The organism is Tolypothrix sp. PCC 7601, from assembly GCF_025677855.1.
Lineage (GTDB): Bacteria > Cyanobacteriota > Cyanobacteriia > Cyanobacteriales > Nostocaceae > Aulosira > Aulosira diplosiphon.
Genome location: NZ_CP064884.1, coordinates 18,238 through 36,806, shown reverse-complemented (window position 1 = coordinate 36,806; position 18,569 = coordinate 18,238). Strand labels below are relative to the sequence as shown.

General features: G+C 37.9%; 8 protein-coding genes. 1 reads left to right on the top strand and 7 read right to left on the bottom strand.

Going from position 1 to position 18,569, the window contains the following annotated elements:
- Positions 1-50: 50 nt before the first annotated feature.
- From HG267_RS39800 to HG267_RS39770, 7 genes are all read right to left on the bottom strand, one after another.
- Positions 51-2,717 (bottom strand): CHAT domain-containing protein, encoded by a 2,667-nt coding sequence (locus HG267_RS39800; RefSeq protein ID WP_263420172.1) that lies wholly within the window; start codon positions 2,715-2,717, stop codon positions 51-53.
- 203 nt (positions 2,718-2,920) lie between these two features.
- Entirely contained in the window at positions 2,921-3,643 is a 723-nt protein-coding gene (locus HG267_RS39795; protein ID WP_052335432.1) for a hypothetical protein, read from the bottom strand.
- A gap of 176 nt (positions 3,644-3,819) precedes the next feature.
- A complete protein-coding gene (locus tag HG267_RS39790) occupies positions 3,820-6,501 on the bottom strand; it encodes a CHAT domain-containing protein (protein ID WP_063749852.1) in 2,682 nt (893 codons plus the stop codon).
- Between the two features lie 190 nt (positions 6,502-6,691).
- The gene (locus HG267_RS39785; protein ID WP_045874289.1) at positions 6,692-9,514 is read right to left on the bottom strand and encodes a CHAT domain-containing tetratricopeptide repeat protein; all 2,823 of its coding nucleotides are present in this window, start codon (positions 9,512-9,514) and stop codon (positions 6,692-6,694) included.
- A gap of 57 nt (positions 9,515-9,571) precedes the next feature.
- Complete coding sequence (locus HG267_RS39780) at positions 9,572-12,016, bottom strand: CHASE2 domain-containing protein (protein WP_045874290.1); 2,445 nt, start codon at positions 12,014-12,016, stop codon at positions 9,572-9,574.
- 41 nt (positions 12,017-12,057) lie between these two features.
- A complete protein-coding gene (locus tag HG267_RS39775; RefSeq protein WP_045874291.1) occupies positions 12,058-13,200 on the bottom strand; it encodes a DUF1822 family protein in 1,143 nt (380 codons plus the stop codon).
- Positions 13,197-14,597, bottom strand: a complete 1,401-nt coding sequence (locus HG267_RS39770) for a hypothetical protein (protein ID WP_045874292.1) — start codon at positions 14,595-14,597, stop codon at positions 13,197-13,199. Before HG267_RS39770 ends, HG267_RS39775 begins: the two co-directional genes overlap by 4 nt.
- 192 nt (positions 14,598-14,789) lie before the next feature.
- Here HG267_RS39770 and HG267_RS39765 point away from each other — a divergent pair, with 192 nt between their 5' ends.
- Positions 14,790-16,865: a CHAT domain-containing protein gene (locus HG267_RS39765; RefSeq protein ID WP_096622392.1), complete on the top strand. Its 2,076-nt coding sequence runs from the start codon at positions 14,790-14,792 to the stop codon at positions 16,863-16,865.
- Positions 16,866-18,569: the final 1,704 nt, after the last annotated feature.

Below are 18,569 nucleotides of genomic sequence, written 5' to 3'. Positions count from 1 at the left end.
CGTACTTGTTGGTGAGACCAGGATGCGAAAGCGCCAAGAAGGTATCTGAACTAACCGTAATACCTCTGCGTATAGAAATTGGTAGGAGACACCAAGAGTAAGTGGGAATCGTGACCGGGAGTGGTTGAATTTAGGCTGTAAAGGGTTAGATCGGGATAGGTGTAAAAGTCAGTCATCAACTTTACAGTATCACTATCCGGCACAGTCCACAAAGACACTACTAAAGTGGGGACACCGGAAGCCATAAAAGCATGGGATAAACCAATTACACCTTCACCTTTGATATCACCTCTACCTGTGTCACAAGCACTTAGTACGACCAATTCAGCTTGTAAAGGGGATTTTTTTGGAAGTCCAAAATGCTCCATAATTTCACTAGTGGTGAGGAAGCCATCATCCTTGCTAGAAGGAGCCAGAGCAATAGCACCGGGATAACCGATAGCATTGATACTATCAAGTAAACCGTGGGTAGCAAAATGAATTAGTTTGGCAGATGCCATTTTTTGCACAATGGCTGATTCCGTAGCTTGGTCTCCAATGAGGGCTTTAGTATCCAGCATCTCTGCAATTTTTTCGGCTTCTACTTTTGCACCAGGGAGTGGGTCTAAAGGTTTTAAATCTTTCCCTACTCCTTCTTTAGGCATAGTAGGATTACCAACGATCAAAGCTGACTCACCACGAGGAAGAACAGATGTATTTTGATTGTTTTCTGCTTGTTTATCTTTTTGAGTTAAACTCAGTGCTTGAATGGAAGGTGCGGTGAGGATGGTGTGTTTTTCAATTAGGTATTCATTTTTTTCATTTTGGAGTGCGACGAAAGGAACCAAAAATAACTCTTGATGGGGAATGAAAATAACCCTTTGTGTTTCATCTTGGGGTAACAAATCAGCAATAGGTTCAATTAAAATTTGATGCAATTGCCGCAATCGTGTGTTAAAACTACCGACTGTTGAAGTGGAATGATGATTGTTACTACCTCTAACACCTATAAATTCACGACTTACTTTGACCTGTTCTTTCAGAGAAATATCTTTGGGAATATTGACAAAACGAAATTGTATTTTACCTCGAGGTGGAATCACCCAAATAAATATTTTATCCAAAGTAACAGAATATTCAATTAGGGTGGATTTTTGCTCTCTAGCTATTTTTTGAATTTCTTCTATAGTAAGAGGTGGTGGAATCATTAATGTGTCCAATTCCCGATATTTTCGTCTAAATAATATTTCCACTAAAACACGGTTTCTTCCCTGTTCGGCAATGACTAGAGCTTTTTGGGGTCTTTGTTGAGCAACGAGAACTTGTTGCAGCAGTTGGTAGGTCTGGGCTTGTTGTTCAAAAATAGAAATTTTCCAATTTTCTTGGTTACCTAAAAGCCCTCGAATAGCTTCCAAAGTTTCAATTGCCTGATTAAGGTATTTCTCTGCATCTGCAAACTTTCCAGATAGAAATAGTGCTTTTCCGAGATTGTTCAGAGATGAAGCCTCACCTGGACGATATCCAATTTTCTTAGTGATAGCTAAAGATATCTGGAGTAAATTCACAGCTTTGTCATATTCACCTTTTTTAAGGTAAGCATTTCCAAGATTTTCCTGAGATTGAGCCTCTCCTTTACGGTTTCCTATTTTTCGGTAGATATTTAAAGATTGGTTAAAGCTATCAATAGCTTTTTTATAGTCCTCTGTTTGAAGAGAAATATTCCCTAAAACTAACAAAGATGAAGCTTCACCTTGAATATCTCCAATTTTCTTGGCGATATCTAAAGATTGACTAATATACCTAATAGCAGTGCCATGATCCCCTTTTTTTAGGTAAGCATCTCCTAAACCTGTTAGAGATGCTACTTCACCTAGCTTGTTTCCAATTTTCTTGTTGAATTCTAAAGATTTGTTGTAGTAATTAATGGCTTTACTATAGTCACCTGCGACAGCTAAAGATTGCTGTTGATAACCATTTGGATATTGTTGTTGATAACTAATAGCAATAGCTGTACTAGAGTTACCGGCGATAGCGATAGATGAAGATTGTAGTTGCGAAGAAGAACTAGAGACACTTGTGACAGCTATAGATTGCTGTTGAGATTGCTGCTGATAACCATTTCCATTTTGATATTGTTGTTGGGAAGCAATAGCAATAACTTTGCCAGAGTTATTTACAACAGCTAAAGATTGTATTTGATAAACATTTTGATATTGTTGTTGATAATAAATAGCCTTATTATAATCTCCCAGACTAGCGTAAGTAGAACCTAGATTGTTCAACGATACAGCTTCACCTTGGCTATCTTTGATATTTCTAGCAATAGCTAAACTTTCCGTGTAGTTAGAAATGGCTTTATTATAATCTCCCAGACTAGCGTAAGTAGAACCTAGATTGTTCAACGATGCAGCTTCACCTTTGTGGTCTCCAATTTTCTTTGTGATGTCTAAATAATTTTGGTGATAATCAATGGCTGTACGATAATCACCGAGTTCATGGTAAACACGTCCCAGGTTCCCCATAGATATAGCTTCACCTTGGCTGTCTCCAATTTCTCTATAGAGATTCAATGATTGTTTCCAAGACTCCAAAGCCTTGGAAAATTCACTGCTATCAAAATCTTTCTTACCTTTCTCAAGTAGTTGGTCTGCTTTGGTTTTCTGATAAACTACTGTTTGAGCGACTGCTTTTGAAGGAAATAATCTCAGCTTTAAATTAAGCCCGCAAGACCCAAACATGGTTACTGATAAAGTAATTATTAGTACGAAAAAATTCTTGTTAAATCTCATAGCAATAACAATTGTCCTAATTTCAAAAATATTTCAATGCTTGAATTGACAAAAGCATATTTTGTCAATTCAAGCATTGTGTAGATATTAGAAAACTCTGTAATGACTCCTATTACAACAACACAAATCCTAGTTTATGCTCGCTCGTCTTTCTACTGAGAACAGAAATTATGACCTTGGATTTGATTAATCGTCTGTTTTAACTCAGGGGAGGGATTTGGTACTGAATAAATTTCCCGAAGCACATCTGACCAAAGTTGCTTTTGTGAGAAGTAGTTAATTCTTTCCAAAGCATTCGGCTTGCTTTCCAGTTCCTTCAACTCAGCAGAAATGCGATCGCGATCTTCTGCTTTCATCATCCTAAACGATTGCTTGCTGGGAAGTTGTTTTAAAGGAAGTTTTTCCCGCCAAAAGTAATCTTCACCCGGTTGTAACGGCTCTCCCTGATAAATAACGCTACGAGTAACGCTACGAGTCGTTGGGTTAAAATTTTGACTCCACATTAATTTATCGCTGCGAGTATGGCGCACCTCTATTCCCACGATTTCTCCCTGCCACAAAAATACAGGTTTATTACCCCAAATTACTAGACTTCCCTTACCATCATTTTGGTCTTCCAGCTTACCAGGAGCAATCATGCACAGGTTTTTTTCGCTCCCATCTCCATCTCGCGAACCGCGCTTACCTTTTTTGCGTCGCAGTCTATCCCAGATATCACCCAAAGAGAAAGTAAGTAATTGGCGATTATTACTCTTCAAAATCTCTTGAGTGGCAAAGTTTTGTTTAATAGCTGCTTCTAGTGGTAATGCAGATAAACCAACTGATACCACAACTATCAACCACAGTGCAGACTTGGCATTTCTGAGTTTTATCATTAGATATTTTCCTTAAAGCTAAGTTAGCAGAATAGTATTAGCACTACTGATTTATTTAATGTAAATACAGTAACTAGATGCTATGCTCGCTGGTTACTGTATTGTCCTGATATATCTGTTAACAATCGAACCCTATGCATTTTTTGGTAATTAATGTTGAATTCTAAGCCGCAGAATTACTCAGCCTTACCAATTACAGTAAAAGCAGCCCAGGCTTTGGGGTCAGGATTTCCGTCGTCATCCTTGAGCATACTTAACATTGCCTGACGCATCGCTGTAGCTTTATCAAATTTATGCTTGTCGATATTGGTATAAAAATCAGTCATCAACTTTACAGTATCACCATCCGGCACAGTCCATAAAGAGACTACCAAAGTGGGAACACCGGAAGCCATAAAAGCACGGGATAAACCAATTACACCTTCTCCTCTAATATCACCTCTACCTGTGTCACAAGCACTCAGTACGACCAATTCAGCTTGTAAAGGGGATTTTTCTGGAAGTCCAAAATACTCCATAATTTCACTAGTGGTGAGGAAGCCATCATCCTTGCTAGAAGGAGCCAGAGCAATAGCACCGGGAGAACCGATAGCATTGATACTATCAAGTAAACCGTGGGTAGCAAAATGAATTAGTTTGGCAGATGCCATTTTTTCGACAATCACTGACTCCGTAGCTTGGTCTCCAATAAGAGCTTTGGTATCCAGCATCTCTGCAATTTTTTCGGCTTCTACTTTTGCACCAGGTAGTGGGTCTAAAGGTTTTAAATCTTTCCCTACTCCTTCTTTAGGCATAGTAGGATTACCAACAATTAAAGCTGACTCCCCACGAGGAAGAACAGATGTATTTTGATTGTTTTCTGCTTGTTTATCTTTTGGAGTTAAACTTAGTGCTTGAATGGAAGGAGCGGTGAGGATGGTGTGTTTTTCAATTAGATATTGATTTTTGTCGTCTTGGAGTGCAACGAAAGGAACCAAAAATAATTCTTGATGGGGAATGAAAATAACCCTTTGTTTTTCATCTTGGGGTAACAAGCCAGCAATAGGTTTGATTAGAAGTTGATGAAGTTGTTGTAAGCGGTTTTGAGAATTAGCTTCTTGGGAAGTAGATTTGTCGTCGCTATCACGTCCCTTAGCACCAATAGATTCACGACTGAGTTTCACCAATTCCTGGAGAGAAATATCTTTGGGAAGGTTAACAGGACGAAATTGAACTTCACCTTGAGGTGGAATTACCCAGATATAAAGTTGATTATCAAAAACAATAGAATATTCAACTAGGGTAGCATTTTGTTTTTGAGCAATTTGTTTAATTTCTGCCAGATTTAGGTTTACTGGAATCAGTTGTACATCTGTTTTTTGACTGATTCGCCGTAACAATATTTCCACCAAAGCACGGGTTCGTCCTTGTTCGGAAATGACTAAAGCTTCTTGAGGTTTTTTTTGAGCGACGAGAACTTGTTGCAGTAGACTATATGTGCGTGCTTGTTCTTCAAAGATGGAAACTTTCCAGGTATCTTTGTTACCTAAATCTTGTCGGATGTTTTCCCAAGTCTCAATTGCTTGGCGGAGGTTGTTTTCTGCTGCTGCTAGTTTTCCATATTTGCGGAGAGTTTCTCCGAGATTGTTCCAAGAAGCAGCTTGACCCTGGCGGTTTCCAAGTTTCTTTTCGATTGCTAAAGACCTACGGTGATAATCAATAGCTTTGCGATAATCTCCGAGGCTATCGTAAACATTTCCCAGATTCCCCAAAGAAGTAGCTTCACCTCGACGGTCTCCGATTTTCTTAGAGATAGCTAAAGATTGTAGGTGGTAATCAATAGCTTCGTGATAGCCTCGCAGATTATTGTAAGCATTTCCTAGATTCCCCAAAGAAGCAGCTTCACCTCGACGGTCTCCGATTTTCTTTTTGATCGCTAAAGATTGCAAATGGTAATTAATAGCTTCGTGATAATCTCCGAGGCTATGGTAAGCATTTCCTAGACCCCCTAGAGAAGCAGCTTCACCCCTACGGTTTCCGATTTTCTTAGAGATAGCTAAAGATTGCAGGTGGTAATCAATAGCTTCGTGATAATCTCCGAGGCTATCGTAAACATTTCCCAAATTACCCAAAGAAGCAGCTTCACTTTGGGGATTTCCAATTTTCTTGAAGATGGCTAAACATTGCAAGTGGTGATCGATGGCTTCGCGGTAATACCCCAGGTTATCGTAAGCATTTCCTAGACCCCCTAGAGAAGCAGCTTCACCCCTACGGTTTCCGATTTTCTTAGAGATAGCTAAAGATTGCAGGTGGTAATCAATAGCTCTACGGTAATATCCCAGTCTATTGTAAATAATTCCCAGGTTTCCCAAAGAAGTAGCTTCACCTCGACGGTCTCCGATTTTCTTAGAGATAGCTAAAGATTGCAGGTGGTAATCAATAGCTTTGCCGTAATCTCCCCAGCCATCGTAAGCACTCCCCAGATTTTCCAAAGAAGCACCCTCACCCTGACTGTTTCCAATTTGCTTGAAAATGGCTAAAGAACGTAGGTAGTAATCAATGGCTTTGCCGTAATCTTCCTGGCTATCGTAAACATTTCCCAATCTCAGCAAAGAAGTAGCCTCACCCTGGCGATCGCCGATTTCTCGATAAATAGCCAATGACTGTTCCCAAGACTGCAACGCCTCTTTGAATTGACTCATTTCAAACTGCTTATTACCTTGCTCCAATAACCTGTCTGCTTCTGCTTTGCGGTCATTTGTCGTTTGAGCGATCGCGGTTGAGCCTAGTAATTTTACTTGGTAATTAACTCCATAAGACTTAGAGATGGTCAGTGATAGGATAATTAGGGCTAACAGAAAATATTTTTTCCATCCCATAGCATTTACAACTGGGTAATTTTTCTGATTACTTGTATCTTTAAACTACTAGAGCCTATGCAATTTTACCCTATATTCCACACCCTAAAGCATCTGATGTAAATGTATACTACAAAGCTACTCAAGTCGTAGTACTTTTAAATCTCAAAACCAAATTTTGGTAATTAATCTTAAATTATGGGCTGTGAAATTACTCAGCCTTACCAATTACAGTAAAAGCAGCCCAGGCTTTGGGGTCAGGATTCCCGTTGTCATCCTTGAGCATACTTAACATCGCCTTACGCATCGCTTTGGCTTTGTCAAATTTATGCTCATAAAAATTGGTGTAAAACTCTGTCATCAACTTTACAGTATCACCATCCGACACTTTCCACAGAGATACCACTAAAGTGGGAACTCCCGAAGCCATAAAAGCACGGGACAAACCAATCACTCCTTCCCCTTTAATATCACCTCTACCTGTGTCACAAGCACTCAGTACGACAAATTCAGCTTGTAAATTTTGTTTATTGTCTATTGCAAAATGCTCCATAATTTCACTAGTAGTCAAGAAACCATCATCTTGAACGGAAGGGTTAAGGGCAATAGCACCGGGAGAATCGATGGTAATACCATCAAGTAAACCGTGAGTAGCAAAATGAATTAATTTGGCAGATGCCATTTTTTGCACAATAGCTGACTCCGTAGCTTGTTCACCAATAATGGCATTCGTGCCAAGAATTTGAGCAATCTTTTTCGCTTCCTCTTCTGCTCCAGGTAGAGATTCTAACGGTTTTAAATCTTTTCCTACTCCTTGTTTTGGCATAGTAGGATTACCGACAATTAAAGCTTCTTCACCACGAATTAAAATCGGTATATTTGATTTCTTCTCTGCTTGTTTGTCTTTTTGAGTCAAACTCAGTGCTTGAATGGAAGGAGCAGTGAGAATCGTGTGTTTTTCAATTAGGTATTGATTTTTGCCGTTTTGGAGCGCAACAAAGGGAACCAAAAATAATTCTTGATGGGGAATGAAAATAACCCGTTGTTCTTGATTTTGAGGTAACAAGTCCTCAATGGGTTCGATGAGAAGTTTATGGAGTTCGCGTAAACGATTGCTGGGATTATCTTTTTGAGTAAAGGACGCAACAGAGGTATTTCCTCTAACACCAATAGACTCACGGCTAAATTTCACCAATTCTTGGAGAGAGGCATCCTTGGGAAGGTTAACAAAACGAAATTGAATTTTACCTTGAGGTGAAATTACCCAGATATAAATTTGATTTTCTTTATTTTTAATAACAGAATACTGAACTATTGTAGCATTTTGAAATTTAACTATTTTTTGTATTTTATCATTAGATAGAGTGATTGTTTGTTGTTGAATTTCTGTGTTTTTGAAAGATTTTTCTATCAAAATTTCTGTTAGCATAGGGTAATGAGCTTTGTCTGAAACTATCAGACTATCTGTAGTCTTCCCCCTTGAAATTTCTACTTCTTGTAAGAGAGTATAGATAGGATATTGTCTTTCAAAAAAAACAATTTTTTTCCGATCATCTTTGCCTGATACCTTGCGTATTTCTTCACACCAGCTTATAGCCTCATAAAGTATCTTTGCTGCTTCTGCAAGCTTACCAGAATCACGCAATAAAGCCGCTCGATTATGCAATACTGATACTTTAGCTTCTAAAACTTTAGTCTTTGTGCTCGTATCTTGTATTTTCTCTGCAATAGCTAAAGATTGCTTTAAGTAATCAAAGGATTTATCGTAGCTTTTTAATTCAAGGTAAATAAGTCCAATATTAGCTAAAGTATCAGCCTCACCCTGGCGGTTTCCAATTTCCTTACAGATAGCTAAAGATTGCAGGTGGTAATCAATGGCTTTGTGGTAATCCCCAAGACTATAGTAAACATTCCCCAAACTATTTAGAGAAGTAGCTTCACCCTGGCGGTTTTTAATTTCCCTTGCGATAGCTAAAGATTGCTTTAAGTAATCAAAGGATTTATCGTAGCTTTTTAATTCAAGGTAAATAAGTCCAATATTAGCTAAAGTATCAGCCTCACCCTGGCGGTTTCCAATTTCCTTAGAGATAGCTAAAGATTGCAGGTGATAATCAATGGCTTTGTGGTAATCTTTTAGCTTATGGTAAGCATTTCCCAAACTATTTAGAGAAGTAGCTTCACCCTGGCGGCTTCCAATTTCCTTGAAGATAGCTAAAGATTGCTGGTGGTAATCAATAGCTTTGCGGTAATCTCCCAGAATATAGTAAACATTTCCCAAACTCCCAAGAGAAGCAGCTTCACCCAGGCGGTTTCCGATTTCCTTTTTGATAGTTAAAGATTGGTTGTGGTAATCAATGGCTTTGCGGTAATCTCCCAGGCTATAGTAAACATTTCCCAGAGTCTCCAGAGATTGAGCTATGCCCAGGCGGTTTCCGATTTCTTTTTCGATAGCGAAAGATTGCTGATGGTAATCAATGGCTTTACGATAATCCCCCAGGCGATAGTAAGCATTCCCCAAACTCCCTAAAGAAGCAGCCTCACCCAGGCGGTTTTTTATTTCCCTTGCGATAGCTAAAGATTGCTGGTAGTAATCAATGGCTTTGCGGTAATCTCCCAGACTATCGTAAACAATTCCCAGATTTCCCAAAGAAGCAGCCTCACCCAGGCGGTTTTTTATTTCTTTTGTGATAACTAAAGATTGCTGGAGGTAATCAATGGCTTTAGGGTAATCCCCAAGGCTATAGTAAGCATTCCCCAAACTCCCTAAAGAAGCAGCCTCACCTTGGCGATCGCCAATTTCTCGATAAATAGCCAATGAATTTTCCCAAGACTGCAACGCCTCTTTCAATTGACTCATTTCAAACTGCTTGATACCTTGCTCCAATAACCTGTCTGCTTCTGCTTTGCGGTCATTTGTCGTTTGAGCGATCGCGGTTGAGCCTAATAATTTTACTTGGTAATTAACTCCATAAGACTTAGAGATAGTCAGTAATAGGATCATTAGGGCTAACAGAAAATATTTTTTCCATCCCATAGCATTTGCAGTTTGGCAATGAACTGAATAATTGTTCTGATTACCTATATCTTTAAACTACTGGAGCCTATGCAATTTTACAGTATTTTTACCTTGGCGAACACTACTAATAACTTCTTCCCAACGCCAAGCACACATAATTCCAAACACTCCCAAAGGAAGTACTATGGGTACTAGTACCATGAATGAAATATAAATCTGCAAACTAACAAAGATATAAACTGCTATGACAATCCCTAAAAACCAACTTTGCTGCCTATGATTATTATTTTTTATCAGCAGCGTAGTTAATTTTCCCAGTACAACTGCTAGCAACACTGTGAAAAAATCAGGGATAGGAACAACTAAGCGTTGTTGGGTCAAGAGATGGTGAACCATGTAAGCATTTAGTTTCCCTCCAGTAAAACCTTCAGACCATTGACCCCAAAGACCTATTGCTAGAGGTGTGGGTAAATTGTCTTCGCCTTCTTTATCAACACCCGCTTCTGCATATCCACCTGGGATAATTAGCACAACTTGTTTTTCTATATTAGGAGGATTTTCACCTTTAAGTAAATCAGAAGCAGAAATGCTTTTATAAATTGTTTTTGGTGGTAGAGAAAAGTCTATAATTGGGTGAAACCACTGGAATGAATTGGAGATAGGATGAAGGCGTAATTTATGCAAGTAAGCAGCCTTGCTATTGTTAATGTTTTTACCATTCAAATATTCAACTAGTTGATTGCGTAAGTCAGTTTTATTTGTCAATTGTGGTTTTGGTAAATTATCGAATTTTCCAAAGTGTAATGCATGAGTTAAAGCCAACAAATAAGTAAAGGGACAAGCTTGATAGCATTCAGCGTTCGCAGGCAAAAGTTCAATATGCGAATTTAAAGAGTGGATGTCCCCCTGCATACTCCAATTGAGGTTAGCAATTTCATTACTTACTCCAGAAGTAGGAGTTGAATATTCATCAGCAGCAAATATAAACCAAGTACCTTTTTGTACGGCATTACGAATAGACTTACTTAATTCACGACTATTATCAGATTGTTGGCGATTATCTAAGAGATAATCTATACCTATTACTTTAGTTTCTAATGTTGATAGCTTATCAACAATACGAGCTAAATATCGATAGTTAATGGGACGAATATCTTTGAGTTCATTTAGAGATTCACGCCTTGAATTTTCATCAATTTCAACTAATAATACTGGTGTTTTACTTTGGTAAGGGTATTGGTGCGTGATTTGACGATAAACTGTTTGTATCCAAAGGCGAATATCTAAAAATCTATCTTGTACTGGTGGTAATAAGCTCAAAATTAGAACTATTGAGATTAAAAACACTTCACGCTTGGTCGGTAGAAAATGTTTGAAAATCCGCTTGTTTTTAACAGGTTCCAGACGAAATAGTTCTGATTGGGGATGGCGAAAAAGGGAGGGAATTAGGTAAGTCGAAGGATAGGTAAGATTCTTTTTCTCTTTGAGAAAAGCACAAGCATCAAGTAAGGCTTCATGGACATCTTTATACTCAGATAAACTGTTTAGAAACTGTACCAAAAACTCTTGTGCTACTTGATTATGAATGGGTTCACGCATCACTGCTACTTGCGGTAAACCCAAGTTAATCAAAGATTCAGCAATAGATATACCACTGCAAGAATTGAAAATAGCAAATTGCAATCCGCGATCGCGTGCTTGTTGAAGTGGTTGTGCTATGTCATTAATTGTGATAGAAACGTTGGGAGCAATTCTTAACTCCCCTCCTGTATAAGCAGTTTCATTGCTATGTCCGGCAAAAAATAAAATATCCCAGCCCCGGCGATCGCTTATTTTCTCGACTATCTCTTCTTTGAGTTGGGTAATATCTTTTTTGGGTTGCCAACCTATAAATTCTATCTCAGCAACCTTCGAGAAGCTACGTAAAGCTTGTTTATCTTCTTGGAAGTCTAACCCCTTCTCATCACCCAAGATAGCTAACACCCTAGCTTTACGGCGTATAGGAGATACTGTAGAGTTGCGAATTTTGTTAGGAACACGCGCTACACGGATATTTCTGGTTCCTGGGGATGACAACTTAGTAGTGTTGATTTGCCAAGCCTCCCAAGGTAAGTGTGCTAGTTCTGGGGTATCACAAGTGAGGAAGATATCTACCCAATGGCTACCAGAATTTGGTATATCCCCAGCCGCATCAACAATTACGTCGCGGATATCACATAACTGTTCATTCCGCAACCAGCGATGAAAGTCTAACAAAAAACGATGTTCTGCTTCTCCCAAGCTTTTTGCCCAATCTTGGGGAGGTGCTTTAATCTTACCTCGTTTTAAAACTTCACCTCGTAGTTTGAGGTTTTCGTAGTAATTAAGATAAGCTTGTTGCCAGTCTGTATAGCTAGCTGTTAAGGAGGTGGGATAATCTAGTTGAGCAGGGATTGTTTTTCCTACCCCCCAGGATAATTCAAAATGACAAACTCCATTAATTGTGATAACTTTTAGTTGAAAAATTTGATTAAGAGTCATATTATATTCTCCTGATATTGATTATCTGTGCCTTTTCACAATCACTCTGGACGAAATTCAAATAAAACTGATATTTCATCTTTCCCATCATCCGAAGTAACCGTCACCAAAAATTTCTCTTTTTTAGAACCCGCAATTTGAATGTACAAATGATTGTAATTGTCGTCTGGTTGCAATACTTGCTTGTCTAATACTTTAGTCAAGTTGCTAATTCGTAACTTAACTCCCAAGGGGGGTTTATTTCCTGGAATTGCACCCAAAATTAGCAGCAGACTCCAATCTCCCTCTGTTGACAGTAATAACCAAGTTAATGCATAGAGTCGCAATTTAATTCCAGCTAATTCTATATCTCGATAACTACGAGCAGCGTTTGAAGGAATTTCTACATCATCAATTTCTGTCAAAATACCGTCTAATTCTTCAGATGGAGTTGTTTGGGTTCTCCGCATCGAGGGTGCTGGTAATAATTGCCAAGATAATTCTTGAGCTACTTCATCAAGTTGATTTTGTATCCATAAGCCTGTATTAACAGCTTTTTGTGTGAGAATTTGCATTAAATCTTTGAGATAATCCTTGCGGTTAACTGAAATTGCAGGTAATTGTATATCTGCGGGAGATAAACACTGTAAGTAAAGTAATAATTCATTGGTTTGTTGATGAAAAGCAGCTAAGTTAATTTCGTAACTAGCATCTGATAAAATAGGCATTTTGGCAGTCATACTCACTAATTCGTCATAGCGAGAAAATCCTCTAATAGCAGCAACTTCTAACTCGTCTTCTACCCCAATTACTATATAAAAATGGGCAGCAAATTCTGGTACATCAATGATTGTTTGAGGAAGAGTTATTATTTCGTCGCTGAAACTGAACGTAGGAATTAAGCAAACTTTAAAGTTTCCTACTTGCAAGTTGCAGACTGCATTAATAGCTTCGGCTGATTCAGGGTGTAATAGAGAAATTTTTCTTCTATCTATCAATAGATTTGGCTCTCGTTTACTCAGCCATTCTTCAAAAGCAACTAATGCTAAAGCTTGGGAATAAATTTGTAATTTACCCTTATCAGCTTTTAGCTGTTTTGTAATTTGCCATGCTTGCTCAGTTTGTTCTGAATCTAAATGAATTATTTCTGCTAATTCTGGAAACTCTAGTAGTTCGTCGTTGATATCTTGAAAATGGTTATTCATTTTACGTCCTTTATTGTGTCTAAATATTGACAAATTGTTACAGACAACTTACTTGTCATAAGTCGGTTTCTACTAACACTGGCTTCTTTTTCTGCGTCTTGCATGACAGTACTAATTGTTTCATCCAAAAACTTGCTGATGTCTTGCTCTAAATCTCGAAGTTGTTTAGGGGAATTATAAGTTTGAGCTATTTTTAAAAGCTCCGAACGCAATTTAACTAAGGTTCGCCTGCTAATATCAGCACGAAAGGATTTTAATTCCAGCAAGCGACTCACTTGTGACTGATTATTTAATCCTAATAACTTAGCAATTTCTTCCATTGGAATATGCTGACAATGAAATAAATGAAGTCCTTGGATAAACTGCTTATCCTTTTTCTTTTTCTTGCTTTGTAGATAATTAACTCGTTCTTCTGTCACCTCCTTAATTGCAGTAATTAAACAATCCTGTAAAAGCTGAGTTAAAAAAACTGAATTATCACTCGCGTCGTCCTCATCTTCATAATAAATATTTGTAGATAAGTTTGTTACTGATTCTCCTAATACTTTTGTCGCAATACCCTTACGACTACTTTTATACTCTCTGATTAATTGGGCAAGTTTTTTTAACTCTTCTAGAAATTCATCAGTAGATAATCTCCAAGTAGGTAATAACTCTTCACTCATCTGCTGCAACTGCTGATGATTTGGTACTGGGTAAGGAGATTTTATTTTTCCCAATCCTTGCTGTTTGCGTTCTTGATTAATCTGGTTGCGAGCAGCTTGAATTTCCGAGAGATAAACAATCTGGTAACTTTCTAGTAATTTGGTAAATTGCTGTATTTGAATTGGACTATAGTGATAAGACTCTGATAATATTCGCTGCAATTGACGAGAATTATATTGTTTGAGTAGTAACCAATCTGTTACTTGTTCAATACCATGTTGCAGGAGAAAACTTTTTAATTCTGTATGGCTTCTAAATAATATTTTAGTCCATGCAGATAGACTACTTTTTTGTAAATTAAACGTTTGCAGAATGTAGACAGTAAAGGAATTATTATTGCCATGATTTAATGAGCTATCAGCACTATCCAGCACCAAGGGCAATAAATCCTCTACTGAAAAATTATGCTTGCGACCGTATTGCTGTACTAACTTATAGCAAGACTCTTTAAGATAATGAGAAATTGCACAACGCAAACATACTTCAGCCAGTAGTTTATCGGAACTTTCTGACTCGTAGAGTCTCCACAGTTGACGGGTTATTTCGCTTTCGGGAACTTCTTCACTTTCGGCTAGTCCAGGAATTTGCTGGGTTAAGAATTCCCTTGCCTCTACGATCTCTTTTGCTTGACATCCGCCAAGACCAATCCGGTACTGTGTATAATATTTTGATGGTAAATTTTTCCATTTCACCACAATCGCTCCAGCAATAAATATTGAACTCGTTACTTATATATCTTGGAAGAGTTTGACCCTATGCAGTTTTCGGAAATATTTTTTTACTATAAGAGAAAAGTTTTTTATATAAAAATTGCATAGGCTCCAATAGCTTAAAGATATAAGTAGTTACAAAATTACCCAGTCTACAGAAAGACTGTTACTGCTATGGGATGGAAAAAATATTTTCTCTTGGTACTAATCACTCTATCATTAACCATCTCCGGGTTTTTCGGGCACAATTTTTTACACAATTCTCCTGGAACAACTACAGTAGCTCAGGCTACTAGCAATAGTTGTGATTCAGTTGGTGATGGACATAGCTTCTATAGTCTAGGGCAATATCACCAAGCAGTTAATTGCTACCAGAAACTTTTAGATACTTACAAGAAAAACAACAATCGCGAGGGTGAGGCTGATACTTTGACGTATTTGGGAAGTACTTACCGTCACTTAGGAGAGTATAGCCAAGCCATCGATTCCTTCCAACAATCTTTGGCTATCAACAGAGAAATTAAAAACCCTCAGATTGAAGCTAATGCTTTAATGGGTCTTGGAGGTGTTTACCATCGCCAAGAAAATTACCAGCAAGCCATTGATTATCAGCAACAAGCTTTAGCTATTTACAGAAAAATACCAGATACTTACAAAGAGGCTGAATGTTTGACACGCTTGGGAGATGTTCACCATCGCTTGGCAAAATATGAACAAGCTATCGATTACCACCAGCAATCTTTAAATATCTACACGAACATAGGAAACAGCGATGGTGAAGCTTATGCTCTGACAGGATTAGGAAATGCTTTTTGGGGACTCCGCAGGTACAAAGAAGCAGAAACAGCACTACATAAAGCAATAACAATTCGTGAGAATATACGGCGAGATGTGGAGCGAGATGACGGGAAAGTATCTATTTTTGAACGACAAGCTTTAACATATTACCTACTGCAACTGGTCTTAGCGGAACAAAATAAACTCCAAAAAGCTCTAGAAATTTCGGAACTGGGGCGAAACCGCGCTTTATTGGAAATACTATTTCAGCGAATCAATGAGAAGCCAAAGGAGGCGATGACTTTACCATCCCTAACTGTAGAAGAAATTCAACAAATCGCCCGACAGCAAAATGCTACATTAGTTGAATATTCAGTTCTTTTTGATAAATTTCTCCATATGTGGGTTATCCCCCCTCAAGGAGAAATTAAATTTCGTTCTTTTTACCTTCCCAATCACCTTCCTAAAGATATTTCTCTAAAAAAATTGGTAGAAGTTAGCCGTCAATCTATTGGTGTAAGAGGGCTTACTAATGATAATCCCACTTCCCAAGCAGATAAATCTTCCACCCACTTACAACAACTTCATCAACTTCTGATAAAACCAATTGCTGAGTTTTTGCCCCAAGATGAACAGCAACGGGTCATTTTTATTCCTCATCAAGAATTATTTTTGGTTCCCTTTGTTGCACTCCAAGATGACAAATATAAATACCTGATTGAAAAACACACCATCCTCACTGCTCCTTCAATTCAAACTTTGAGTTTGACTCAAAAACGCAAACAAACAAAAAACAACCCAAATGCATCTGTTCCTCCTAGCGGTGCGTCAGCCTTGGTTGTAGGTAATCCAACCATGCCTAAGCAGAAAGTAAGGCAAGAGTTAAAACCCTTAGACTCACTACCTGGTGCAGAAATAGAAGCCAAGAAGATTGCCAAAATGCTTAACACTACCCCCCTCATTGGAGACCAAGCCACTGAGTCAGTAATTGTGCAAAAAATGGCATCTGCCAAAGTGATTCATCTGGCTACCCACGGTTTACTCGATAGTATTAATGCTATCGATTCTCCGGGAGCAATTGCTCTGGCTCCTTCTAGCAAAGATGATGGCTTCCTCACCACTAGTGAAATTATGGAGCATTTTGGACTTCCAGAGAAATCACCTTTACAAGCTGAATTGGTCGTACTAAGTGCTTGTAATACGGGTAGGGGAGATATTAAGGGAGAGGGAGTGGTTGGCTTGTCTCGTTCCTTTATCGCAGCCAATGTTCCCACTGTGGTAGTGTCCCTGTGGAAAGTACCGGATGATGACACTGTAAAGTTGATGACTGATTTTTATACCAATATCTACAAAAATAAGTTCGATAAAGCCAAAGCTATGCGCGAAGCAATGTTGAGTATGGTCAAGGATAACAACGGGAATCATAACCCTGAAGCTTGGGCTGCTTTTACTGTAGTGGGGAAAGCGGAATGATTAGTAATTGTGAGTAAATAATTAAAGATTAATTATTTTTATCAGAGGATGTTTTAAAAGTCTAATAAGACATAAAATTGTCATTCATAGCGAAACAAAGTGGAGTAAAAACTATCAGCATTGAGAAACATATTGAGACACTTTATTATGTTCAGTATGACACACGTAGGACTTTTTAAAACCTGACTTTTCACGGGAAGTCCTCAACCACCGGAACTACGTTACTTTTTCCACAGACTTATTATCAATAGCTTAAAGCTAATGACAATAGGGAACGAAAGAATCAGGGCTTGAGAAAACGTTAAAATCGCCTTTTCCACATAACGTGAAAAGTCAGTTTTAAAACAACCTCTCAAAGAGATTAAATAAGTTATTTCTTTAATTCCAAGCAATCTTTTTTAATAAAAAGGTTGCTTTTTTGCATAGGGTATAAGGCTCAAAAGATATTTTATTGTGTCCGGGTTAAATATTTTTTGCCGTAGCTTATACCAAGTTTGGGTACATAGTATATTGGCTTGAAAGCTAGTTTAGCATCGCTCATATTCATTCTAGACAGTAAAAACTTTGTCAACTTGGTAGTAGAAAATAATAAATATTTAATTCCCATATAAATACAACAAAAAACACAACATCTTAAACACCGATTAGGAGCCTACTCATGTTTAACCAAGAACGTAATAGTCAAAAAAAAGTCAAAATTCGTATAATTATTATGATATTGACTATTTTAATTTCCAAAAATCTCGAAATTGAAATTGTTCGGCCTAATCTCACTGTAAAGATAAGTATAGAATCAATTTATATTCAATCAGTAGATAAGCTACTTAAATGGTTTTAAAAATTAATTATCTGTTGGGGTAAACATTCTTGCTGTTTCCTCAACCGAATATAAGGCTCTAGAATGGCAACAAAAGCTGAAAATTGGTCAATTAAGGAGTTTTTTATTCTTGGGGTCAAATACTGCTTAACTTAGAGCTTTTCTTAGTGCCATTCGGGTAAAAGCACAGCAGTAATAATTTCTCATCTCATCCAGTCTAACCCGGTTACTGCTTTTAAAATAAAGGGGTAGTTTTTAACTACCCTCTTGATGTTTAAGCTGTTACGCATTTAAATTGTATATTTCGCACTCAGGTTGTCAAAAGGAGCCAGTGCGTTCGGTCGCCAGACTTGAAGCAACTGGCGTTCAAGAGTCCAAAGTCCAAGCTAGCCTTTGACCCTTGACAGTCCTAACGCCAGAATATTTGATTTAGGTGCGTATCAGCTTATAAACTGACCAGTTGACAAATCAATTTTGATCAAAATTGATTTGTTAGTTAAAAACAGTCCGATTAATTAACGTTGACGTTTGGATTTTTTTTGTGATGTTTGTTGAATGTAATCACTAGGGATAACAACTTTTGTCTTATCCAATCGTAAAAGGTAGCAAAAACCGTTGGTATTGGGACAAGCAATCACAGAAGGGAAGTTAATACCTAAAGTGAAACCAAAAGAACTGAAGATTGCAAACCAAATTAAATAAAATAACCAGCCAGACCAGCCAGAACATAACCAGTGAGCAAAATGAATTAAATTTACTCTCAATTCATGTGAGCGCTGCCTCCTAAGTTGAGAGCGTTTTTGTTCAGCCTCAATCCATTGCTGAGATTCATTGAGCTTGGTTAAGGCTATTTCTGTGGCCCTCTTTTTGGCTTTTTCCTCAATAAT